At 38.9% G+C, this 23809-nt stretch carries 15 protein-coding genes and 2 pseudogenes; all 17 read left to right on the top strand.

The features are described from left to right. Nucleotides 1-21: 21 nt before the first annotated feature. Entirely contained in the window at nt 22-1968 is a 1947-nt protein-coding gene (gene glgB / locus VZF35_RS05215) for a 1,4-alpha-glucan branching protein GlgB (RefSeq protein ID WP_407311635.1), read from the top strand. Continuing rightward, on the top strand, nt 1929-4376 hold the full coding sequence (locus VZF35_RS05210) for a glycogen/starch/alpha-glucan phosphorylase (RefSeq protein ID WP_407311633.1): 2448 nt from the start codon (nt 1929-1931) through the stop codon (nt 4374-4376). The genes glgB and VZF35_RS05210 overlap by 40 nt, the downstream gene beginning before the upstream one ends. Before the next feature lie 21 nt (nt 4377-4397). Next, nucleotides 4398-5831, top strand: a complete 1434-nt coding sequence (glgA, locus tag VZF35_RS05205; RefSeq protein WP_407311631.1) for a glycogen synthase GlgA — start codon at nt 4398-4400, stop codon at nt 5829-5831. Beyond that, nucleotides 5828-9316 (top strand): bifunctional glycogen debranching protein GlgX/4-alpha-glucanotransferase, encoded by a 3489-nt coding sequence (locus VZF35_RS05200; protein WP_407311629.1) that lies wholly within the window; start codon nt 5828-5830, stop codon nt 9314-9316. The genes glgA and VZF35_RS05200 overlap by 4 nt, the downstream gene beginning before the upstream one ends. 193 nt (nt 9317-9509) lie before the next feature. After that, nucleotides 9510-9674: a hypothetical protein gene (locus VZF35_RS05195; RefSeq protein WP_407311627.1), complete on the top strand. Its 165-nt coding sequence runs from the start codon at nt 9510-9512 to the stop codon at nt 9672-9674. A gap of 24 nt (nt 9675-9698) precedes the next feature. Then, nucleotides 9699-10157, top strand: a complete 459-nt coding sequence (locus VZF35_RS05190; RefSeq protein ID WP_407311625.1) for a redoxin domain-containing protein — start codon at nt 9699-9701, stop codon at nt 10155-10157. Nucleotides 10158-10239: 82 nt separating this feature from the next. Next, complete coding sequence (locus tag VZF35_RS05185; protein WP_407311623.1) at nt 10240-12150, top strand: APC family permease; 1911 nt, start codon at nt 10240-10242, stop codon at nt 12148-12150. 199 nt (nt 12151-12349) lie between these two features. After that, nucleotides 12350-12466: pseudogene (locus VZF35_RS05180) on the top strand (hypothetical protein); the annotation flags it as partial. Nucleotides 12467-12885: 419 nt separating this feature from the next. Further along, nucleotides 12886-17004, top strand: a complete 4119-nt coding sequence (locus tag VZF35_RS05175; RefSeq protein ID WP_407311621.1) for a response regulator — start codon at nt 12886-12888, stop codon at nt 17002-17004. Nucleotides 17005-17256: 252 nt separating this feature from the next. Beyond that, the gene (locus tag VZF35_RS05170) at nt 17257-17775 is read left to right on the top strand and encodes a Fe-Mn family superoxide dismutase (protein ID WP_407311619.1); all 519 of its coding nucleotides are present in this window, start codon (nt 17257-17259) and stop codon (nt 17773-17775) included. A gap of 343 nt (nt 17776-18118) precedes the next feature. Further along, nucleotides 18119-18862 carry a sensor histidine kinase gene (locus VZF35_RS05165; RefSeq protein ID WP_407311617.1) on the top strand — a complete coding sequence of 248 codons (744 nt, stop codon included), beginning with the start codon at nt 18119-18121 and terminating at the stop codon, nt 18860-18862. Then, complete coding sequence (locus VZF35_RS05160) at nt 18841-19545, top strand: response regulator transcription factor (protein ID WP_407311615.1); 705 nt, start codon at nt 18841-18843, stop codon at nt 19543-19545. Before VZF35_RS05165 ends, VZF35_RS05160 begins: the two co-directional genes overlap by 22 nt. Before the next feature lie 65 nt (nt 19546-19610). Next, entirely contained in the window at nt 19611-20132 is a 522-nt protein-coding gene (locus VZF35_RS05155) for a V4R domain-containing protein (RefSeq protein WP_407311613.1), read from the top strand. A 28-nt stretch (nt 20133-20160) separates the two neighbouring features. After that, nucleotides 20161-22470, top strand: a complete 2310-nt coding sequence (locus VZF35_RS05150) for a response regulator (RefSeq protein ID WP_407311611.1) — start codon at nt 20161-20163, stop codon at nt 22468-22470. A gap of 229 nt (nt 22471-22699) precedes the next feature. Beyond that, on the top strand, nt 22700-22864 hold the full coding sequence (locus VZF35_RS05145; protein WP_407311609.1) for a hypothetical protein: 165 nt from the start codon (nt 22700-22702) through the stop codon (nt 22862-22864). A gap of 98 nt (nt 22865-22962) precedes the next feature. Continuing rightward, nucleotides 22963-23340 (top strand): desulfoferrodoxin, encoded by a 378-nt coding sequence (locus VZF35_RS05140; protein ID WP_407311608.1) that lies wholly within the window; start codon nt 22963-22965, stop codon nt 23338-23340. 287 nt (nt 23341-23627) lie between these two features. Then, a pseudogene (locus VZF35_RS05135) lies at nt 23628-23732 on the top strand (universal stress protein); the annotation flags it as partial. Between the last annotated feature and the right edge of the window lie 77 nt (nt 23733-23809).

Below are 23809 nucleotides of genomic sequence, written 5' to 3'. Positions count from 1 at the left end.
TAGAATAAGGATGTTATGTTTATGGAAATAGAGTCTTATCTTGATCAGTATGAAATTTACCTTTTTAATAGGGGCGAACTGTTCCGTAGTTACTTCAAATTTGGTGCCCATATCACAGAAAGGGATGGGATTGAGGGGACACATTTTGCGGTGTGGGTGCCTGATGCCTTAAACGTAGGCCTTGTTGGGGAGTTTAACAATTGGGATTCCGCCAATAGTTTAATGGTTGAAATCAGAAACAGCGGGGTGTGGACTCTATTTGTGCCCAAAGTACTTCAAGGGCAGTTATACAAATACGAAATTCACACCAAAACCGGACAAGTGCTTCTGAAATCTGATCCCTTTGCTTTTTTCTCGGAGTTACGACCTGCCACAGCCTCAATTGTCTATTCGCTGGAGGGTTTTGACTGGCAAGATCAAGCATGGATGAGCCGGCGAGATGAGGTTAATGTATGGGAAATGCCTCTTTTAATTTATGAAGTTCACCTGGGTTCCTGGAGAAGGAGAGAGGATGGAGGCTATTATGATTGGCGAACTCTGGCTGAGGAGCTGCCGGCATACGCTCTAAAAATGGGGTATACCCATATTGAATTAATGCCCATTATGGAGCATCCTTACGATGGGTCCTGGGGTTATCAAGTGACAGGGTATTACTCATGTACGAGTAGATTTGGCACGCCCCATGATTTTATGTATTTTGTTAATCAATGTCATCAAGTTGGGATCGGGGTCATTTTAGATTGGGTGCCAGGTCATTTCTGTAAAGATGCTCATGGCTTAGGTCGATTAAATGGCATGGCAGTTTTTGAAAAAACAGAAAACGATCAATGGGGAACGTATAACTTCAATTTTGCCAAAACTGAGGTCTGGAGTTTTCTTATTTCCAATGCGATGTTTTGGTTTGATAAATTCCACGTTGATGGTCTGCGCGTCGATGGGGTAAGCAGTATGCTTTACTTAGACTTTGGCAAAAACGATCATTCCTGGCAGAGAAACATTTATGGAGGAAAAGAGAATCTTGAGGCAATTGCTTTTATGCAAAGGCTAAATAAAGAAGTTCTACAATCTTTTCCAGGGATATTGATGATTGCTGAGGAATCTACCGACTGGCCTTTGGTAACCTATCCTCCATATATGGATGGGCTTGGTTATAATTATAAATGGAATATGGGATGGATGAATGATACTTTGCGGTATATGAGTCTCGACTTTCCCTTGCGCAAAAACAATCATCAACTATTGACGTTCTCTTTGACCTATGCTTTTTCGGAAAATTTCATCCTTCCCCTGTCTCACGATGAGGTTGTCCATGGCAAAAAGTCATTACTGGACAGAATGCCGGGTGACTATGGCCAAAAATTTGCGGGGTTAAGAAGTTTATATGGATACTGGATGTGTCACCCCGGCAAAAAATTGGTGTTTATGGGTGGGGAGCTGGCCCAGTTTATCGAGTGGCGAGATGATGCTGAACTGGATTGGTTTATCTTGGAATATGAGCTGCATAGAAAATACCGTAATTACGTCAGTGATCTGAATAAAATTTATCAGCGTGAAAAAGCCCTCTGGGAAAATGAACAGAATTGGTCTGGTTTTGAATGGATTGATGTCCATAATCACCAGCAAAGTATCTTAATATTTTGCCGAAAATCACAGAAGGATAATGATTTCCTGATCATCTTAATCAATTTCCAAGACCGGAGTTATGATAACTTTCGTTTAGGAGTTCCGTGCCAGGGGATTTATCAAGAAATACTTAATTCCGATGAAGAGATATATGGGGGGGATGGTCATGTCAACAAGTCGTTGCTCTTGGCCGAAAAGGTTTCCTGGCATGGTCAAAAGTTTTCCTTAACCATCAAAGTTGCTCCGTTAGCAACGATTATATTAAAAGTGAAACAGCCTAGTAAAGTATTGGAGGAACAAAAATTATGTTTGCGGACAAAGAAAGCTTTAAGCAAGCCTATCTAATGAAGTTGCTTGAGGGGGAAGGGCTTACCCTCAATGAAGCAACCCTTTGGGATAAGTTTAGTGCCTTGGTCATCTTGCTCAAAGAAAAAATCAGTATGTATCGGGCCGTAAACAGAAATTCTCAGTCGCTAGATAAACAGGTATATTATTTTTCAATGGAGTTTCTTATTGGCAGGCTTCTGCTAAATTACTTAATTAACTTTAAAATTGAAGACCTTGTCAGAGAGGGTTTAGCGGATTTAAGTATTGATCTTGACGACCTTTTGGAGCAAGAAGCGGATCCGGGCCTGGGTAATGGAGGGTTAGGCAGATTGGCAGCGTGTTTTCTCGACTCAATGGCTTTCTTGGGAATCGGCGGACATGGTAATGGGATTCGCTATAAGTATGGGTTGTTCGAACAAAAAATTGTAAGCGGCAACCAGGTTGAGGTAGCGGATAATTGGCTTATGAACGGTTATCCTTGGGAGACGTGTAAGCCTGAAGAGGCGATTGTTGTAAAACTCAAAGGAAATGTGAGAACAGATATAATCGATGGGCGCCTGACGTTTTTCCACGAGAACTATGAATCTGTACTGGCTGTACCTTATGATGTTCCGATTATGAGCTACGATAACACGTTGTGTATTAACACGTTAAGGTTATGGAGTGCGAAACCTATTTGCGGAGAACTGGATCTGGCCTGTTTCAATCGTGGAGAGTTTAATCTGACTTCCAGCTATGAATCAGAAGTTGAGACCATTTCCTATATTCTTTATCCTGATGAGAGCAGCCGCGCCGGCAGAGAGTTAAGGCTTAAACAAGAATACTTTTTTGTTGCCGCAGGATTGGGATCTATCGTACGAAATTACAAAAAAAGGCACAGCTCAATTTCCTTACAAGGTTTCTCACGCTGGGTGGCAGTTCACATAAATGATACCCATCCGGTTTTGTGTATCCCTGAGTTGATGCGCATCTTGATCGACGAAGAAGGATTGGGCTGGAATGAGGCTTGGAATATCACCGTTAACACCATCTCATTTACTAATCATACTATTATGCCGGAAGCTATGGAGAAATGGCCAATTGATCTGGTCAAAAGCCTTCTGCCAAGAATCTATCTAATTATTGAAGAAATAGACCGCAGATTTAAGGAAGATCTAAAAAGGAGGTTTATGGATGATGAGGAGGCAATTAGCAATACCCAAATTTTTAAAGACGGCTATGTCAGGATGGCGAATTTAGCAATCATTGGGAGTTCGTCGGTAAATGGGGTTGCTAAATTACATACCGATATTATTAAGAATGAGGTATTTAAAGATTTTTATCGGATTTTTGGCTATAAATTTAACAATAAAACAAACGGTGTAAATTATAGAAGATTTCTCTTGGCTGCTAATCCAAAATTGTCTCATTTGATAACGGATGCTATAGGACCAAACTGGAAGGAAGATGCCGGTGAACTTAAGAAACTGCATGGTTTAAAGGATAACCCCAGTTTTTTGGAACAGCTCGCGAAAGTTAAGTACGAAAATAAGTGTCGTTTGGTGGAGAGGATCAAGAAAACCCAAGGGCTTGTCCTAGACCCTATGTCAATTTTTGATGTGCAAGTCAAAAGAATCCACGCCTACAAAAGGCAATTGCTCAATGTCTTAAAGATTATGCACTTATACAATAAGGCTATAAACGACCCGGAATCCTTAACTGGTTCACATACTTTTATCTTCGGCGGGAAAGCAGCCCCCGGCTATCATTATGCAAAAACCGTGATTAAACTTATAAATGCTCTGAGCCGGAAAATAGAGCAAGACCCGAAGGTTAACAAAAAACTGAAGATCGTTTTTATTGAAAACTTCAATGTGTCACAGGGAGAATTGATTTATCCTGCGGCAGATATTAGTGAACAGATTTCAACAGCGAGCAAAGAGGCTTCCGGGACTGGAAATATGAAATTCATGATGAATGGTGCCCTTACCCTTGGCACCTTAGATGGAGCCAATGTTGAGATTAAAGAGGCGGTGGGCGAGGAAAATATCTTTATTTTTGGGCTTAACGCCGAACAAGTATTGAATTACACCCGCAATGGCGGTTATAAATCTTGGGATGAATACCATGCCAATTCCATTATCAGCACGTGTGTGGATCAATTAAGGGGTGGATTTTTCGAGAATATGGGGGAGGAGTTCAGAGTATTATACGATTCCCTGCTGATCTATAATGATGAATTTTTCGTCTTAAAGGATTTTCCTTCTTATATTGATACCCATAAAAAACTCCAAGCTCTTTATTTAGATCAAAAAAGTTGGAATCGAATTTCCCTGGTTAATATTGCAGAGTCAGGGATCTTTTCAAGTGACAGGTCAATTAGAGAATATGCAGATGGGATCTGGAAAATCAAATATCGTAACGTTAATAACTTAACTTCTCATTGAATATTAGGAAGGTGGGAGAGTATGAAAATTGTTTTTGTAACTGCGGAAGCTGATCCTTTTATTAAAACCGGTGGTTTGGGAGAGGTGATGGGTTCCTTACCGGCCTTCTTGCATAAAAAAGGTGTAGACGTTCGGGTTATTATGCCGAAGTACAGCACCATTCCGGAAAATTTCCAAAGAGAGTTTGAGCATCTTGCTCATTTCGATGTCCCAGTCGCTTGGCGTAAACAGTATTGCGGTTTAGATGAGATTGTATATGAAGGGGTTCATTATTATTTCCTGGACAATGAGTATTATTTTTCTTCCCGTCCAAGTATATATGGGGAATATGATGATGCGGAACGATTTGTATTTTTTTGCCGGGCAGCCCTGGAAAGCTTAATTCACATACCGGGGTTTAAACCGGATATTCTCCATTGTCAGGATTGGCATACTGCTTTAATCCCGCTAATGCTTAAGGTGTTTTATGGCCAGGAGCCTCTTTATTTCCCGATGAAAACTATTTTTACTATACATAACCTTAAATATCAGGGGATTTTTGCCAAGGAAGTCCTTGGCGACATTGTGGGGTTAGGCATGGAGTATTTTACGGAAAACACCTTGGAATTTCATGGCGGAGTCAATTTTATGAAGGCCGCCTTACTGTATGCTGATTGGATTACAACGGTGAGTCCAACCTATGCTCGGGAAATCCAAAATCCCTACTTCGGAGAAGAACTTGATGGGCTTTTGAGGAAAAGAAGTCAATCCCTATCCGGAATCCTGAATGGTATTGATTATGAGGTTTATAATCCGCTGACTGACCCCTATCTCGTCAGGCCTTATAACAATTTTCATCTTGCCAAGGAAGAAAATAAAAAGCATTTACAAGCTGATTTCGGACTCCCGGTACGGGGAGATGTTGCAGTTTTGGGGATGATCGGCAGGCTAGTAGATCAAAAGGGTGTGGATCTATTGGCCCACGTCCTAAAAGAAATACTTGAGCTGGATATTCAAATGGTCATTCTCGGCTCAGGTGAAAAGAAATATGAAGAAATGCTTAGTGATTTCGCCTCAAAATATCCCGAAAAGGCAGCCATAAAGCTAGAATACTCTGATAAACACGCTCATGAAATTTACGGAGGAGCGGATATGGTTTTAATGCCCTCACGTTATGAGCCATGTGGTATCTCCCAGATGATTGCTATGCGCTATGGGACGATTCCTATTGCGCGGGAAACGGGAGGATTAAAGGATACGATCATACCCTATAATAAATTTACCGGTGCAGGTAATGGGTTTAGCTTCACCAATTATAATGCCCATGAATTATTGTTCGCAGTGCAGCGGGCAGTGAAATTATACCAAGAAGATAAAGTGGTATGGGACAACTTATGTCAGAACGCTATGAAAAGCGATTTCAGCTGGGAGAGATCTGCAAATGCCTACATGCAGATCTATGAGTCATTATTATGATAATGTTTGACGCGTTTCATGATTCACACGATTTGTCTTACCGGGAACCTTTTGGAGCGGTGGTATGCGGCCAAAGGATAACATTCCGTTTGAGAACGTTTTCAGCTGTTTCTGTTGACCATTGCGTTCTTCGTCTTTGGGAAATGGACCGGGAAAAAACTATTTACATGTCCCCAAGTATCAAGAGCCGTCAAAGTCAATCAGAGGATTCCGGGACAGCTTCTGCGATTGAGACAATTGCAGATACCGGTTTCTTTGAGGTGGAATATGAAGTGCCCGCCAATCCTGGGCTTGTCTGGTACTATTTTGTGATTCAGGTAGGATCTCAAGTTTATTATTATGGTAATAATCAAAAAGGTCTTGGCGGAGAGGGAGCACTCTGGGAGCAAGAGCCCAAGTCCTATCAAATCACTGTTTATAAGCAGATGACAGTACCTGACTGGTATAAACGAGGGATTATGTATCAGGTTTTTGTCGATCGGTTTTTTAATAATGACCCTAACATGTTCTTTAGATATCCGCGCAAAAATGCTTTGCTGCATGCCCGATGGTCTGATCGGCCGGTTTATATTAAAGACCGGCTTGGTAAAGTTACAGACTGGGATTTTTTTGGCGGAACATTGCAAGGGGTCATCGAAAAATTACCCTACTTTAAAGAATTGGGGGTAAGCATTCTTTATTTTAACCCTATTTTTGATGCTCCAAGTAATCATAAATATGATACGGCGAACTATCATCGGATTGATCCAATGTATGGAGATGAGGCGGTATTTCAAGCCTTAATTGAGACTGCCCGACAATTGGGAATCTCTATAATCCTGGATGGCGTCTTCAGTCATACAGGAAGTGATAGTATTTATTTTAACAAATATGGCAATTACCCGGGGGTGGGTGCCTACCAATCCTCTGACTCACCCTATTACAACTGGTACACATTTAATAAAGACCACAAGGATTATAAAGCCTGGTGGGGCGTCGATTCCCTGCCTGAAGTCAACGAAATGGACCATACCTACAGAAGGTTTATCTATGGTTCGGAAGATAGTGTCATTAAGAAGTGGTTAACTATAGGAGTTGCCGGATGGCGGTTGGATGTTGCCGATGAACTTCCTGATGAGTTCATTCAGGAGCTCCGGCAGGCGGTGAAGACGATTAGTCCCAACGCTGTTCTAATCGGCGAAGTGTGGGAAGACGCTTCCAACAAAGTAAGCTATGGCCAACAACGCAAATATTTATGGGGAAATGAACTGGATGGGACGATGAACTATCCTTTCCGGGCTGGTTTTCTCCGTTTTATTCTCGGAACAGGTGACTCGGATTCCCTTGATCAAGAAGTAATGAGTTTATATGAAAATTATCCTCGAGAAAATTTTTATGCGGCTATGAACCTGATCGGGAGTCACGATACTATTCGAGTTTTGACTCTTTTGGGAGATGCTCCCCCGCAACAGAGTTTAACTGATACCGAACAGAGGACCTTTCGGCTTTCTCCTCTTGCCAAGCAATTGGCCGTACAAAGACTAAAATTATTAAGTTTAGTTCAAATGACCTTTCCGGGAGTTCCTTGCATTTACTATGGAGATGAAGCGGGTGTGGAGGGGTATGCCGACCCTTATAACCGGGGGACATATCCGTGGGGCCAGGAAGACTACCAGATCATGGAGTGGTATCGACGCATCCTGCGCTTGCGTCAAGAATACGAGACTCTGATGACGGGTGATTTCCGGTCGTTCTATTTCGCTCCGGATGTCTATGGTTTTACACGTACCGGGGATGAAGATGAAATCATCATTCTTATCAATCGTCATGCGCTGGAACCTAAAATCGTAAATCTCTATCCAAAGCTAGAGCCTAGACCATTTATAATTGATCTTATAAATGGGGAAACACTGGCGGTGGAAGCACTAAGTGCCTTGGCAATAAATGCTTTGAGCGGAAGATGTCTGTTGAGAAAGAAAAGCCAGCCTTATAATTTGCAGCTTGACCGCTCATGCGGTGTATTATTGCATATCAGTTCTTTGCCTTCCGTTTGGGGACTGGGAGATTTAGGGGAAGAGGCTTATGAATTCGTAGATTTCTTGGCTGACTGCGGTCAATCTTTGTGGCAAGTCTTACCCTTGAATCCTGCCGGAGAAGGGGATTGCCCTTATCAAAGTGATTCAGCGCTTGCTGGAAACCCGCTATTTATCAGTATTGATCATCTAATCAGAGAAGGATTATTAAGTTTAGAGGAGACTAGAGAAAAATACGATAAGATAAGGAGCCTTGACCTGAGACAAAGCTCCTTATCTCTTGCATTTAAAAATTTAAAAGATGAATTGCTTCGTGAAGCCTACAGGCAATTTATGAAGCATGTTGATGCTGTAAAATCAGCTTATCTAACTCAGGAAAATTTTTTGGAATTTCAAACCAGAAACAAAGATTGGCTGGAAGATTATGCCCTCTTCAAGGCCTTAAAGGCATATTTTGGGGATGTTCCTTGGTATGATTGGGAATCTGAGATTGCTTGGCGTGATACAGGTAAGTTAGCCAACTATGCTCGGCTATTGCAAGATGAAATTAATTATATAAAGTTCTTACAATATACTTTTTCCTACGATTGGAATAAACTCAAAGCCTATTCCAAGGAAAAAGGAGTTCGAATAATTGGGGATTTACCCCATTTTGTTGCTGCCGACAGCTGTGATGTATGGGTAAATCGCAGCTTGTTTGTCCTGGATGAGCATGGCCGACCTGTTAAAACCGCAGGGGTACCCCCTGATTATTTTAGTACGACAGGGCAGTTATGGGGAAATCCTATTTATGCCTGGGATATTCATGCTGTTACTCGGTATGGTTGGTGGAAAAGACGGATCCAGCTCGGCTTAGAAATGTTTGATTACCTGCGACTTGACCATTTCCGGGGTTTTGAAGCCTATTGGGAGGTTGATGCTGGAGAAAAGACGGCCGAAAAAGGTCGCTGGATTAAAGGTCCTGGGAAAAGGTTCTTAGAAAGTATGTTAGAAGCGTTTGGACGATGCCCCTTTATAGTTGAGGACTTGGGGGTTTTAACTCCGGAAGTTAACATCTTAAAACAAATTTTTGGCTTTCCAGGTATAAAGGTCCTGCAGTTTACTTCAGTACAAGAGATATTAGGGTATTCTGAGACTAATTTTGTCTATTATACAGGAACCCATGATAATAACACTTTATTAGGCTGGTATGAATTAAATAATTTGGTGGAAGAGGAAAATCAGCTCAGCAGTGGTATAGGCCAAAAAGCATTGAGTAAACAATCATGTCGAAAATTGATCGAAGAAGTATATTCTAGTCAAGCGGCGTGGGTAATCCTACCGATGCAAGATATTTTAGGTTTGGGCGAGGAAGCCAGAATGAATGTACCTGGGACGATTTATGGGAATTGGCAGTGGAAGATGGATAAAAATTTAGTTACGGATGAAATAAAAACTTGGCTGCGAACCCAAACGGAGAGAACAAATAGGTGATTGAAAGTGTCTAAAGGGTATAGGATTATTTTATATTTTTCAGTCAAAACCCTGAAAAATAATATAGCTCTTTAATGTAATAAAAATGCCATCATAATGGCATTTTTATTTGTTAATATCCAAAAGAGTAGAACGAACATATGTAAATTCAAGAGATATCCTGAAATTCACAAAGAATAAAGGGGGAAGGGTAATGTTCGAAATTCAGAATGTATCTTTAGAACTTGAAGGAAAGGACGGAGTTCAGATTCTAAAGGACATAAATTTGAAATTTGATAACAAAAAAATATACGTTGTCACGGGGCCCAATGTTCTGTTCAGATGTATGAAACTGTTATTACCGAACAACGGACAGTAAGTAAAAAAATAGGAGGTACGAAAAATGGAAAATCCAATAATGATTGGAGCAACTGCCCCGGTTTTTAATTTGCAGGATAATCGTGGTAATATGCTTAGCTTAAGTGATTATACCGGCAAAAAAGTATTGCTTTCCTGGCATCCTTTAGCCTGGACGCGTGTATGTGCTGAACAGATGAAATCATTAGAAACTAATTATGCACGATTTGAAGAACTTGGTACGATTCCCTTGGGATTAAGTGTTGATCCAGTTCCTTCTAAAAATGCCTGGGCCAAGGAACTTAAAATTGCCAATCTCAAATTGCCCTCGGATTTTTGGCCTCATGGAGCAGTTGCCAAAGCCTACGGTTTGTTTCGTGAACTGGAAGGGTTTTCTGAGCGGGCAAATGTGATTGTTGATGAAACCGGTAAAATCAGTTGGGTTAAAATATACGATATACATCAACTCCCAGATGTTGATGAGGTTATTCAGCAATTAAGATAAACCTACCTTGCACTGAAGAATTGTCAGGCATCGTAAATGCTAAAGAGGTAATTCAAATTGTGATAAATGGAGAAAAGAAATCATGCCTTCGACGTCAAAACAGAGAATAAAACTACATATCCGGTCATTAATATTCGGGTCACCACTTGATACAAAATATGTAGAAAGTCATAAAATAGGCGTTTTAGGCGGAATACCGGTTTTTGGAGGTGATCTAATTTCCTCCGAAGGCTATGCTCCGGATGAAATGCTTTATGTTTTGAGTTCTTTAGGAGCAGCAGGTTTCGCTGCCATGGTGCATGTTTCTTTGGGCGTAATTCTACTTTTAGGTAGCATTTTGCTCGTATACAGAAGAGCTATTCAAAGAAATTCTAACGGTGGCGGTTCATATACTATTGCTCGCCAATATCTCGGTGAAAAATTCGGCTTGCTTGCAGCCGCCAGCTTAAGCTTAGATTATATTCTAACCGCAGCTGTAAGTATAAGTTCCGCAATCGAAAATATTACCGGTATCTTTCCATGGCTTGGGTCAAGTTCACATAAAGTTTTTGTCATTTGTTTAATCATTCTCTTTATGTCCATTATCAATTTAAGGGGTCTTAAAGAATCTGCAAAAGTTTTTGCTCTCCCTGTGTATATTTATATCTTTAGTATATTTGCCTTAGTAAGCGTAGGGATTATTCATGTTTTAATATACGGAGCAACACCTATCCAGACTATTCAACCCCCGGCCCCTACGGGGAATGGGTTAACATTTTTTCTGTTTTTAAGGGCTTTGGCCGGTGGTACAACGGCTCTTACCGGTATTGAAGCAGTGAGTAATGGGGTGAGTGCCTTCAAAGCCCCGGCCCAAAGGAGAGCGATTTCTACTCTTTTTGTGCTCGGTTTTGTTGTTGTAGTTGGTTTAGGGGGAATATCTTATCTAGCCAGCGTTTATCACATTGTCCCAACTTCAGAAAACACTACAATGAATCATCTGGGACTAATTGTCTTTGGGAAAACAAGTATGTACTATTTATTGTTGGTCAGTGCAGGGATTATCTTGGTTATCGCAGCCAACACACCATTTGCAGGACTTCCGATCTTGCTCAGTCTCATGGCTCACGATGGCTATGCACCTGGATATTTTAAACACCTTGGTGACAGGTTAGTCTATGATTGGGGTATTTGGTTATTAACTGTTATAAGTTTGCTTTTGGTTCTTATTTTTCATGGAAATACACACGCAATGATCCCCTTGTTTGCAATCGGCGTATTACTAAGCTTTGCTCTAACAGGGATTTCATTAGCCAAAAATGTACTCCAACAAAGGAAGGACAGGTGGGTAAGTGATTTCATAATTTTTAGTTTCGGGGGTATTGTGTCCTTCAGTATGTTTGCAGTGTTTTTAATAACAAAATTCAGCGAAGGGGCTTGGGTAGTCACATTGATTCTACCTAGCTTAGTTTTGTTCTTTAATAATGTTGGTAAGGTTTACAGGATAGAAAAGCTAAATAGGATTCCAACCAAAGAGGATATTTTGCGATTCAAAGAAAACGCTGACCGTATTAATAACCGCAGAATTAGTATTCCGCTTTCTGATTATCGAGGTAAAATTATTATTCCTGTGTTTGACCTTAGTAAAGGAGTTCTTAAAGCAATAATATATGCCCTGGAATTAACTCCCTTGGTAACTGCAGTACACATAGCTTCGGATACTAAGTGCGCAGAAAATCTAAAACATCGCTGGGAAGAAAATGATATTGGGATTCAACTTGAAATAATTCCGTCTCCCTTTCGAGCGACAATTCATGAGCTGGTTAAGTATTTGGACGAAATAAGTTCAGACCCAGAGGTATTCTTTGTTAATGTTGCAATTCCAGAGTATGTTCCTGAGAAAATATGGCATAATGTCATGCATAATCAAACCGGACAATTATTGAAGTTGATGCTTTTAGGGAAGGAAAATATCTTTGTCACTAGTATTACATATCACCAGAAAACTGAACTTTAAGCAAGGGGCCGTTGGGTGGCATAGCATGGTTGAATTTATCAATAATGCATACGAAAATCATACAGAAGTTAAATTGCTGTAGTAAGGCAGGATAAAATCCTGTCTTATTCATTTTTACGATCCATTAATTAACTTGGTTGAAGACAACGAAGTGAACGTAAAGACGTTTTAGTAACACTTAAATCTCGAGGCATGACCTGTGATATTGAAGCTCAAAGAAGTTTTTGGTCTTGATGATATCAACCAACTCCCCATTTCCTACAACATTGCGTGGTACGAGCAAAAGGCAGTTATTGTTCAATCATATAAAATACATTTTTCATTCAGTGTATGATAGGCATGGTCGATATCTTTCCCATTATTTATGGATTTCAGCATTTCGAATTTCTTTTCATAATAAAAGATGAGGCAGCATAAAATTGCTGCCCTTTATTTTTGTTCATTTTAGCTTTTAAAAATTAGAATCTAGAAATCGCTTAGTCAACTACACAACTGATCATGGAATTGCCTACTTATATCAAAGTTTTATTCGCCCAACTGGGGTGCTAAGTTGAGTAAGTAATGTTATAATAATTTAATATTAAAAATTAAATAAAATTATCCCGTTATAGATCAAAGAAATTACCATATAACATCCAATATTTATAAAAGAGTTACAGAACTCCAAGGATTTGGTCATTTATTAATGTCCTTGACTAATTAATCTAAGTCGTTTTGGAGAGAGGGGAATTCAAATTGTTAACTGAAGTAAATAACATTGATTCTAAAGATAATTCGTACATAATATCCTCTGCCTCCAGGGTGACTCACATAGGTAATGGCTTTCTTGAGTTAACAGGATATTTAAAAGATGAACTTGAAAATAAGAATATTTCTGAAGTATTTACGAAGCTCTTAAGATTATCACAAAAGACGTTTGAACAAATTGACACGAAAAATAATTTAGAGTGTTACATATTCACAAAATCCTTAGAAGTAAGAGAAGTTATAATATCTGTTTTACAGGATCAGGATTCGGAAAATTTCGTTTATACTGTTGTCGAAAAGCAAAATTCCAGGCTTGATGATAAACTCATTTTTGAAGAACAATTATTCAAAGATAATAACGTAGGTTGTTCCATTTACAGTGTACCGGATTTAATTTTGCTAAAAGCAAATCGCAAATATCTTGATTTCATGGATCAATCCTGCAATACAATGGAAAAATGTATAGGTTTGTCGTTGTGGGAAAGTATGCCTGGATTTGAAGGTAGTAATTCTGAAGAGTTATTTTTATCAATCCTAAAAACCGGTATACCTAGATATTATAATGAATTAAAATATGACCACTATGAAAGAGGAATTACTTATTGGGATGGTTCCGTAGTTCCAATATTTTTAGGTAAAAAGCTTAAATATATCTTTCAAACTTGCACGGAAGTAACAGAAAGAGTAGTAAATAAGACTCGAATTGAAGAGCAGGTAAAGATTATTGAATTTCAAAATAAGAAGATTAATGATATTTTGAGCAGTATACGAGATGATGTTTATGTTCTTGACTTTGATTTTAATTTTGTTTTTGCCAACCATCAATTTACCTCTAGAATAGGTAAGGAACCTAAAGATTTAATCGGAAGTAACATTTGGGATGTTTTACCGAAATATAAAGGAACACTATTTGAAAAGAACTTTCGGGCGGCAATGAACACAAGGGCGATAACAAGGTTCGAAGTGAGCGGGAAATATACTGATGCGTATTATAGAATGGCTGCATTTCCGTCGGCGGAAGGAATTACCGTTCTGGGAATTGATATTATCGAACATAAAAAAGCTGAAGAAGCGCTTAGGAAAAGCGAGACGGAAAAAAAGCAACAAAAAGAGCGGTTGGAAGCAATTATTAAAAGTATGTCTGATGGCTTGGAGATTGTTGATAATGAATTGAAAATAACCTTCTTGAACCAGTCTGCGAAAGATTTCTTTTATTGTCCTGAATCAAAATTAAATGCCGGGGATTCCTTAAAAAATAACAAGTACTATTATGGTATTGATGGTGAAGAAATTCCAAAGACTGATTTACCGGCTTTTAGGATAATCAATAAAGGTAGTTTTGATAATTATATCTTAACAATTGTCCGGCCTGACAAAAAGATTTATGCGAGCATAAATGGAAGCCCTATCATAGGAAATGATGGTATGGTTAAAGAAGCTATTCTTTGCATCAGAGATATCACAGAACAAGTCAAACAGGAGCGGGAAAGCCAAGCCAAACTGGAGTCAGCTCTTGCAAGCATGACAGATGCCGTCTTCATATCTGATGCAGAGGGCAATTTCATCAATTTCAACGATGCCTTCGCTACCTTCCATAAGTTCAGGAACAAAGGTGAATGCTTGAAGACTCTGAGCGAGTACCCGGATATACTCGATGTTTTTACAGCAGACGGCCAGCCGGAGCCTTTAGAGGGAGGGGCTGTACCGAGAGCGTTGCGGGGTGAATCAATCAGCAATGCCGAATATACACTGCGGAGGAGAGATACCGGGGAGACTTGGATCGGCAGCTATAGCTTTGGTCCGATAAAAGATGAGAATGGCGTCATCGTTGGATCAGTAGTAACAGCGCGTGATATCACTCATCTAAAGCAGGCAGAGGATAACATTAAAAAGCTTAATAAACAACTTTTAGAAACAAACATGCTTCTGGAAGAGACAAATGCTACTTTGGAAGAAGAAATTCATGAGCATCGAAAAACAACATTAGAATTACAAGAAACCTTGCATGAACTCTCGGAGACCAAGGAATACCTTAATAATATTTTAGAAAGTTCAACGAAGTATTCTATCATCGGTAAAGATTTAAATGGCCGGATACTCTCCTGGAACGAGGGAGCGGTGCGAAGTTACGGCTATACAGCAGAACAGATTATCGGCCAAGACTCAAGCATCCTCCATACACCCGAAGACCTCCAGTCGGGTGAAATAGCTAAAATGTTGAAGTTGGCCTATGAGCATGGCTTAGCCGAAGGTGAGTTCCAGCGCCTCCGCAAAGATGGCTCGCGTTTTATTGCAAGCGTTGTTGTCACACGCCGTAACGACTCTGCAGGGAATCCCATTGGTTATCTTCTTATGAGTAATGACATTTCGGAAAAGAAGAAAGCGGAAGACGAACGTAAAAAAGCTGAAGCGGCAATAAAGCGAATGAACTATGAATTGGAAGAAATGAATGCTGAATTAGAAGAAACTAATGCAACACTTGAGGAAGAAATTTCAGACCATCAAAGAACAGCCTTAGAATTACAAGCGTCAAAAAGAGCTGCCGAAGCAGCAAACCAAGCCAAGAGTCAATTCCTGGCCAATATGAGCCATGAAATCAGAACACCTATGAACGGCATTTTTGGATTTCTGGAATTATTAAATCATTCCCAGCTGTCGCAGGTGCAACGGGAATATATTCAAGAGGTAAGATCTTCTTCCGAAACATTGCTGCGCCTTATTAATGATATTTTGGATTTATCCAAAATAGAGTCTGGAAAACTTACTTTGGAAACCTTGAACTTTAATCTAAGAACTACTATAGAGGATGCAATGTCGTTGTTTGTGCCAACTGCTTATGAAAAACATCTCGAACTATACACGCAAATAAAAGCAAACGTACCGGATGAAGTGAGCGGCGATCCTTCAAGACTTAAACAAATATTAAGTAATCTTATCTCTAATGCTTTGAAGTTTACCGAAAATGGGGACGTATCGATTGTCGCTGAAACAGTTGAAGAAAAAAATGGTTTTGCAACGATTAGATTTGAGGTTAGGGATACTGGGATTGGTATCCAAAAAGAGGACGCTAAGAGGATTTTCCAACCCTTCGCCCAAGCTGATGCATCAACAACGAGGAAATATGGAGGAACAGGACTGGGCCTTGCTATAACTAAAGAACTAGTAACGATAATGAAGGGAACCATCGGTCTGGATAGTGTGCCAGGCCAGGGCTCTAAATTTTACTTTACGGCAAAATTTGAAATTCTTAATAAGAAAACTGTTTGCGATAAGTATGTCAGCTTAAATAATGTCAATGTTTTTATTGTGGACGATAATGATAACAATCGCAAAATAGTTAGATCATATCTTGAAAATGCAGGATGTAAAGTAATGGAAGCCAAATCCAGTGATGAAGCACTATCTGCCATCATAAATAATGCCTATTCAGAAAACAACAAGATACAGCTTGTTCTGGTAGATTATCATATGCCTGGAATAAATGGTTTTGATTTGGCCACAGCTTTAAACATGATTCCCGCTACAAAGGATTTGAGATTAATATTATTAACCTCTGCTGCCCAAATGGGTGATGCTGGTAGGGCGAGAGAACAAGGTTTTTCAGGGTATCTTACGAAACCGGTTAGAAGAGATGAGTTACTTAATTGTATGTCAATCGTATTAGGTTTGGAAAAAGATCCAGAGAATAGCCAGCAAATTGTCACAAAATATACTCACAATGAAAATCAGAGTGTACTCAAACCTAAAATATTACTCGTTGAAGACAACGAAGTGAATCGAAAAGTCGTTTTAGCAACACTTAAATCTCGCGGCATGACCTGTGATGTTGCCATGGATGGACAAGAAGCCTATGAAGTAATGCTAAAAAAAGACTACGATATAGTTTTTATGGATTGTCAGATGCCTGTTATGGATGGGTATGAAGCCACAAAGAAGATCAGAGAAGCCGAAGGCAGCAAGCATACAAAAATTATCGCTATGACGGCAAATGCTATGCTGGGTGACAAAGAAAAATGTCTTGAAGCCGGTATGGATGATTATATTAGCAAACCTATCGACTTTGAAGAAATGTTCAAAATAATTGATGAACTGCAGTACATTATGTGATTCAAAGAAAATCCATGAGAGGCAGGGTGTGATGACTTTATTTATGAGAAAAATGTCATAATAATGGCATTTTTTTTTGTTATCATTTACTAAAAGCTGAGCGAAAGCTATATATCATTCACTTTTAAAATATAATTATGAAATCACTCAAATAGTAGAAAAATGTCATAATAATGGCATTCTTTTCAGTTAACCTTCTATTGAAGGAAGACATTTGGGTTAAGATTTATAAATAACTAGGAGGAGATCAAAATGACAAGTCGATTACCAGAATGGCTATATCCTTATAATCTATCAGAACATTATTACAACAAGGCTAAATTAAAACCTTGCCAAGGTTTACATAGCAGAAAGTCCCAACTGCACAGCATTTTTTTGCAGGATTTATGTCCTGGCGGCAGTGGGCCGGTGCAGGGAATATTAGCAGAGCAAATTACTAATGATTTTGGCTCTTTTGATGATTTCAAGAAAACGTTTACTGATACTGCCGCATCTGTTGAGGAATCTAGTTGGACATTATTAGTTTGGAGTCCATGTTTTAAAGAATTAGAAATTATCCAAGCGGAAAAACATCAGGATCTTACCCAGTGGGGAGTTATTCCACTTTTAGTCTTTGATGCTTGGAATCCTGTAAATGATCTCAATTATCAAGACAAGCGAGCAAGCTGGATTGGAGCATGGTGGAATTTTGTTAATTGGCAGGATGTTCTTAATCTCTTTGAAGAAAATGTTGATATTTACACTGATATAAATATGGCGGTGAGTCATTAAGTTCTCAAGGGTGTATGTTAATAGCGTTGTGAGAAGTTAAAATTTATAATTGGTAATAGATACATAGAATTGGTAATGGGTAAATAAAACTATAGAAGGTCAGGCCGTCTTTTGGATGGTCTGACCTTCTATAGTTTTTCCTGTATATATCAGAGAAGGAAATAGAGGTTAAAATGTAGAATAATAAATTAAATTATCATCTTAAAATTCAATCGTATCCAGCATATGATCAACAATATTTATACGAAGTCAATTTATGTTTCTAAGATAATCGAATTCCTTTGTAAGTGACATCTGGCTATATATAATAATAATCAAAAAAACGCAAAGGAGCTATTAAGCAATGGAAGAAGTTGAAAGCGGCAAGTTAAAAAGCCATCTTATTGATTATAAGAGCCATGAAATTCGGACATATATGACTAGAATCATTGGTATGGCAGATTTAACACTTATGACCGAGTTAACAGAAGAACAGCTGGATTATCTAACAGTCATCAAGTCATCAACAAAATTACTTTTGAAAGTGTTAAATGATATTCTAGATTATTCAAAAATCCTAGCGGGCAAAGTTAATATAGAGCAAGTTCCATTTGATATTCGTGAAACAATTAATGAAGTAGTTGATATATTTACCATTGCGGCAAAACAAAAAAATATTCATCTAAGACCAAATAGTCTGGATAAGAGTATTCCTAAAAAGCTTATTGGCGATGCAACAAGACTTAAACAGGTACTTTCAAACTTAATAAGTAATAGTGTAAACTTCACCGCTAACGGTGAAGTAACAATACAAGTTGATATTGAAGAACAAGATGAAATCAGTATACAATTGAAATTCTCAGTTACAGATACTGGTACAGGAGTACCTGAGGAAAAGCTTGACAGACTGTTAAAGAGTTTCAGTCAGGATGATAGTTTCAATATGTTGGAATCTGAAGGCGCAGGGCTGGCAATTTCCCAAAAACTTGTTGAATTGATGAAAGGTAAGATATATGTCGAAAGTACGAAGGGGATTGGGAGTAAATTTTATTTTACTGCAGTTTTTGGTATCCCGGGAAAAGGAGGTTGTTTACCATCGAAACAATAGTAGTGGCGGAAGATGATGATAGTATCAGAAAGTTCCTAAGTATCTTGCTGACTAGAGAGGGTTTTAATGTAAAAGTTGTTGAAAGAGGTACTGAAGTAATAAATGAGTGCCGTATTTGTAAGCCGGATCTACTGCTGCTTGATATAATGATGCCTGGGATGGATGGTTTTGAAGTTTGCCGCAACATACGGAAAGAAAGTAATCTGCCCATCATCATTTTAACTGCAAGGGAAAATAATGAGGATAAGATTTCAGGACTAATCTTGGGCTGTGATGACTACATAACAAAGCCGTTTGATAGCACAGAACTTGTGTTACGCATTAAAGCAGTATTGCGCAGAGCTAATGAACACAGTAAGCCGGAAAACGAGCGAAATATTGTTGAGCTTCCTGGCATGACAATTAATAATACCAGCAGAATTACAGAGGTTAAGGGCAAGGTTGTTGATCTAACCCCCAAAGAATATGCCCTGCTCTGGCTTCTCGCTAACCGCCCAGAACAGGTCTTTACAAGAGAACAGCTCCTTGATCAAATATGGGATATAGACTATTACGGAAGCACTTCAGTTGTAACCTCACTGGTAAAACGTCTTCGAGAAAAGATTGAGCCCGATGTTTCTGATCAATATTATATTAAAACGATACATGGGGTGGGATACAAACTGGGAGTGAAACCTCTCTGACGAATTAGCCAGGGGTGGTTCGCTATGCCATTTTTGTATGTAAGAATGAAAGGAGGGGCATATATATGGGGCAAGACCGAAAGTATACGTTTTCGTGGGATCATATTGGCGATATTGCAGACGGTCGTCCTAATTTGGGTAATACCGCAAGTGTCGAGGCCTATCGTCTCATGCAGTTTTCTTGCCGAGATGTTATGGAGCAATATCTAGGTACTGAAAAAACCGACGAGGTATTTTATCAAGCCGGTAAACTGGCCGGTAAAGAATTCTATAATCACATGCTTACTCCGACAAAAGATTTTAATGAATTCCTTCGACAATTACAATTGGCTTTACTGGAACTGGGAATAGGGATATTGCGCGTTGAAAAAACAGATCTGGAAAATGGAGAACTAGTTTGGACAGTTTCTGAAGACATAGATTGTTCTGGGTTGCCAGAAATGGATTTTGAGATTTGCACATATGATGAGGGCTTTATTTCCTCACTGCTTGAATGCTATTCGGAAGCACCATTTCTAGTCAAGGAAGTGGATTGTTGGTGTACTGGTGATAGAACGTGTCGTTTTAGTGCAAAGGCGGTAAAATAGAGTATAGGTGGCACTTTAGATGGATAACTTGAAAGAAATTAATCTGCTAATTAAATGTTTAAAGAGCCTAATTGAAGATAAAGAAGTTCCCTCAGTACCTCCGGAAGAAATAGCGAACATCGAAGATTTTGGAGAAATATATGCTTCTTTACTGGAGATTCGCAATGTTTTTATAGCTCTTGGTAAGGGAGAACTGACATATCCTGTTAAGTCAAAAGGATATTTTCCCGGTGCGATAAAGAGTTGGCAAGCATCTTTGCGTCACTTAGTATGGCAAACAAAAGCAATTTCTTCGGGAGATTTTTCCCAACGTGTTGCTTTTTTAGGAGAGTTCTCTGAGTCATTTAACAGTATGACAGAACGCCTGGCAATGACAATAAAAGAGCTCTCCAATCAAAACAAAGAGAAAGAAAAACGTGAAGTGGAATTAATCAATGCCAAAGAAGCAGCCGAAGCGGCAAACATTTCCAAGAGTCTGTTTCTTGCGAATATGTCCCATGAAATTAGAACACCAATGAACGGCATTATGGGTTTTCTTGAGTTGCTGAATATGTCCAACCCGTCTGCAGAACAAAAAGAGTATATACGTGAGGCGAAATCTGCTTCAGCGGTATTATTATATGTTATTAATGATATATTGGATTTTTCAAAGATCGAAGCGGGCAAGCTTACGATGGTAGAATCTCGCTTTAAAACCAGAACAGCTATTGAAGATGCTGTTTCTCTCCATGTGCATAAAGCTTTTGAGAAAAATCTAGAACTTCATTCGATGATAAATGCTAACGTTCCGGAAGAGGTTATTGGTGATGCTCAACGGTTAAGACAGGTCTTAAATAATCTGATTGGTAACGCAGTGAAGTTTACCGAAAGAGGCGAGATTTCTGTTACAGTTGATTGTATAGAGGAAGAGGACGAAATTGCTTTACTTAACTTTGAGATTAAGGATACTGGAATTGGAATTAGTCAGGAAGACTTTCAAAAATTGTTCCATTCTTTTAACCAAGTTGATTCCTCAACGACAAGAAAGTATGGAGGAGCGGGACTTGGGCTTGCAATTTCTAAAGAATTAGTAGCCCTAATGGGAGGGGATATTGAATTTGAAAGCACACTTGGAGAAGGTTCTACCTTCAAATTTAACGTGCGTTTGAAGATAGCTAAGAGAGCCCCAGACCATAGCTATGTCTTTAAAGAGCTGGCGGGAGTTAATATCCTTATCGTCGACGATAATCCCAGTAATAGAAAAATTGCTGTGTCTTATCTGGGAGGTATGGGTTGCAAAGTATTTGAAGCTAAAGATCCTGGCGAAGCAATCACTACAATCATTTCCAAAGTAAGTACAAGAGATAAAATCGATATTGCGCTTATAGACTACCAAATGCCCGGTATGAGCGGCTTTGAACTGGCGACTTCTTTGAAAGCCATTCCTTTTGCCAAGGATATTAAATTAATACTGCTTACCTCGGCAGCTCAAAGAGGTGGTGCCAAAGAGGCAGAGCAGTTGGGCTTCGCGGGATATCTTATTAAGCCGATTAAAAGAGATGACCTGCTTAATTGTATTGCTATCGTTTTAGGCTTCAAAAGCGAGGAAAATACTGAACCAATTGTTACCAAATATGTCGTTCAAGAAAGTCTTGATAATAGGAAACCTAAAATACTTTTAGCTGAGGACAATGAAATAAATCGTAAAATTGTCATAGCAATGCTTAAGACGAGGGACGTTACGTGTGATGTCGTGATAAACGGCCTGGAAGCTTATCAAGCTGTTAAGAACAAAGACTATGATATTGTTCTCATGGATTGCCAGATGCCGGTTATGGATGGATATAAGTGTACAGCAAAAATAAGAGAGATGGAGGGCAGCAGTAAACACACTACCATTATTGCTATGACAGCTAATGTTATGGAAGGTGATAAAGAAAAGTGTATTCAGGCCGGTATGGATGATTATATTGGCAAGCCTATCAATTTTGATGACTTGTTTCAAATAATAGAATCCTATATAGAGAAAAGTAGGGGCGGTTCAGAACATTTTAACTTTATCGCCAATTATATTGAAGGATTTATCGATCGCACCGGTATTTCAAGAGATGATGCTGAAGAAATATTTATAGATTATGCCAAAAAACTCTCATACATATTGCAGGAGGTTGAAAATTATCTTGCAAATGATGATCTGGAAAACTTAGAAATTTTGGCTCATAAGCAAAAAGGGACTGCCGGAAATCTATGTATAACTCCAATTTATGACTTGGTCGCGGAACTTGAAGAAGCAGTTAAAAAGCGAGAAAAAGAAGAATGCTTAAGAATCTATAAGGAAGTACAAAAACTATTTCATTAGTTGCATTTGACCTTTGTTGATGAAATATCATATAAATGGACAATTAAATCCTTCACAAAATCGGGTTTCGAGGTTATTTCATTTATAAAGAATATTATTTAAATGTTATTTAAATGTCATACTAATGGCATTTTTTTTTATTACCATTTACTTAAGATAAACGAAAACAAATACGGCACTCGGTAAAGGAAACACGTAAGAAATTTAATAATAAGCGGAGGAGGTAATCATGAAGGACACAAAGGAAATACTTATTTTTATTGCCTTATCGTCAGCATTACTCATAGGAATAGGTTTTTTACCAAAATCAGGATCGAAACCAGTGCCTCAAAATGCGACTGCTGCTACTCCTGCCGTAAATCATGTTATGCAATCTTCCGATCAGATTCAGTGACGAAGGAAAAAACCTGCGGCTAATACGGTAACTTGTAAAGAAGGCAATTAAGTTGGACGTTAATAATCAGATCAAAAGAAAAAGAGGAGGCATATCAAATGACAAATCTAAGAGAACTTTATCATTGTACTATTTGTGGAAATGTCGTTGAAGTTGTTAACAATGGTGCAACATCTTTGGTCTGCTGTGGTAAACCAATGGAAAAACTTGTAGCAGGAAGTAAAGACGCTAGTCTAGAGAAACATGTTCCTATTATTGAGGCAGTCAAGGGTGGAATAAAAGTTAAAGTAGGCAGTGCACCTCATCCTATGGAGGAGAAGCATTATATTAGGTTTATCGAAGTATTGACAAAAGATCAAGTACTCAGAGCTGAATTAGTACCAGGTCAAGATCCGGAAACCTTCTTTCTAGTCAATGCGGATGACGTGGTTGAGGTTAGAGAATATTGTACAGTTCACGGTCTCTGGAAGGACTAGTGATCTTTCAGTACCGGCACGCAACGTCATAAGTCGATAAAGGCTTACTATTCCAAGTGCGGGTTTACATGTAGGAAGAAAGGTTGTGTGATTATGTCGAAGGATAATTCGGTTATATTCGTTTTTAACACTCAACCAGAAGTGGAGGATACTATTCTAGAACTCCAAAAAGCAGGATTTGAAAAATGGGCTAAAATAATTCAGGCAATCATGTCGAGTAAAAGTATAGATTCCTCAAATACGAACCCCCCCATAAGTTGGGCAAATTGGTAATAATGCATATGAGAGTTATGGGGAGTCATGGATACGGGGCGATCACAGGAACTTTACTAGGTAGTGTAAGTCAATATGTCATCCATAAGGCAAAATGTTCGGTACTAATTGCAAAGTAAAGGATATGATCCTACTTGATGTTACCCTACTTGCCCAATAACATTATTCGAGAACAGGGGATCATATTGATTCTTAA

The sequence above is a fragment of the Desulfosporosinus paludis genome, from assembly GCF_045689965.1.
GTDB classification, from domain to species: domain Bacteria; phylum Bacillota; class Desulfitobacteriia; order Desulfitobacteriales; family Desulfitobacteriaceae; genus Desulfosporosinus; species Desulfosporosinus paludis.
This window is presented reverse-complemented; position numbering and strand designations above follow the sequence as displayed.

Coding starts and splice junctions, on each gene's coding strand:
- glgB (WP_407311635.1), top strand. CDS start 22: ATGGAAATAGAGTCTTATCTTGATCAGTATGAAATTTACCTTTTTAAT.
- VZF35_RS05210 (WP_407311633.1), top strand. CDS start 1,929: ATGTTTGCGGACAAAGAAAGCTTTAAGCAAGCCTATCTAATGAAGTTG.
- glgA (WP_407311631.1), top strand. CDS start 4,398: ATGAAAATTGTTTTTGTAACTGCGGAAGCTGATCCTTTTATTAAAACC.
- VZF35_RS05200 (WP_407311629.1), top strand. CDS start 5,828: ATGATAATGTTTGACGCGTTTCATGATTCACACGATTTGTCTTACCGG.
- VZF35_RS05195 (WP_407311627.1), top strand. CDS start 9,510: ATGTTCGAAATTCAGAATGTATCTTTAGAACTTGAAGGAAAGGACGGA.
- VZF35_RS05190 (WP_407311625.1), top strand. CDS start 9,699: ATGGAAAATCCAATAATGATTGGAGCAACTGCCCCGGTTTTTAATTTG.
- VZF35_RS05185 (WP_407311623.1), top strand. CDS start 10,240: ATGCCTTCGACGTCAAAACAGAGAATAAAACTACATATCCGGTCATTA.
- VZF35_RS05170 (WP_407311619.1), top strand. CDS start 17,257: ATGACAAGTCGATTACCAGAATGGCTATATCCTTATAATCTATCAGAA.
- VZF35_RS05165 (WP_407311617.1), top strand. CDS start 18,119: ATGGAAGAAGTTGAAAGCGGCAAGTTAAAAAGCCATCTTATTGATTAT.
- VZF35_RS05155 (WP_407311613.1), top strand. CDS start 19,611: ATGGGGCAAGACCGAAAGTATACGTTTTCGTGGGATCATATTGGCGAT.
- VZF35_RS05145 (WP_407311609.1), top strand. CDS start 22,700: ATGAAGGACACAAAGGAAATACTTATTTTTATTGCCTTATCGTCAGCA.
- VZF35_RS05140 (WP_407311608.1), top strand. CDS start 22,963: ATGACAAATCTAAGAGAACTTTATCATTGTACTATTTGTGGAAATGTC.